This window comes from Pseudoalteromonas luteoviolacea CPMOR-1 (genome assembly GCF_001625685.1).
In the GTDB taxonomy this organism is placed as follows: Bacteria; Pseudomonadota; Gammaproteobacteria; order Enterobacterales; family Alteromonadaceae; genus Pseudoalteromonas; species Pseudoalteromonas luteoviolacea_K.
Genome location: NZ_AUYC01000006.1, coordinates 1 through 923, shown reverse-complemented (window position 1 = coordinate 923; position 923 = coordinate 1). Strand labels below are relative to the sequence as shown.

2 protein-coding genes are annotated in these 923 nt (G+C 42.8%); both read right to left on the bottom strand.

Annotation, left to right across the window (positions count from 1 at the left end):
- Positions 1-573 (bottom strand): ATP-binding protein (locus tag N473_RS01075; protein ID WP_063366372.1); only part of this gene is annotated, 573 nt, incomplete at its 3' end.
- Between the two features lie 2 nt (positions 574-575).
- Positions 576-923: hypothetical protein (locus tag N473_RS01070; RefSeq protein WP_231099497.1), on the bottom strand; the 348-nt coding region annotated here is incomplete at its 5' end.

The following is a 923-nucleotide window of genomic DNA, read 5'->3' as shown; positions in this document are numbered from 1 at the left end:
TAGCCGCTTATCAATGATCTTGGTTAACTGTAAGTGCTCGTCTTCACTTCCTTTTTGCAATCCGACTTCATCAATCACTAGAAGATCAACGCTAGTGACTTGCTTAATGACTTGAGACTCAGTGAGATCATTGTCCTTGGACCATGACTGGCGAATCAGGCCAACGAGATCCGAAACGGTCAGAATTAGTGTTGTTTTAAAGTTTCTACCAATGTGATTGGCAATTGCAGAAGCTAAGTGATTTTTCCCAGTACCAGGTTCACCGATGAACATAAACCCCTTGCCGTCCGTTAAACGGCCTTGGAACGTGTCAGCATAACGCTGTGCATAATGGACGGCTTTCTTTTGGTCTTCTGTCTCAGCGACATAATTATCAAATGTGCAATTTTTAAAACGGTCACTCATGCCACTGTTTCTAACAACCCAATCTCTGCGCTGCTGTGAAAAATGTTCTAACTGTTTATTTTCGGCGGCGCGCCTTAGTGCCAGCAAGTCATCATATGACTGTATTGTGGCGTCAGGTTTTATATGACTAGGCATGCGCTGTTGAAGTCTTACTAAAGCGTTATTCATGATCACCACCCTTCTACGTTCTGATTGAAGTCTTGAGTTAATGGCCGACTTTGAACCTGTCGAACCTGATTAAGCCCTGCGCTACGATTCATCCACTCGAATTTAAAGCCCTGCCAATTTCTAACCACACACTCAGCTAGACAGTCATCAACACTTACACCATGTGTTGCAGCAATTTTCAGTTCATCGGCAAAGCGATTTATTACCGTTTGCGTAACATCCGCTTTTTTCCGTTTCCGCATAGCAAGCCAATCATTCAAGACTTGATGAGTTGGCATTGACGGCCAACACGAGTAATCGAGAGATTTTTTTGTTTTATTTTTATTAGGTTCAATGGGTGGTTCTAATGA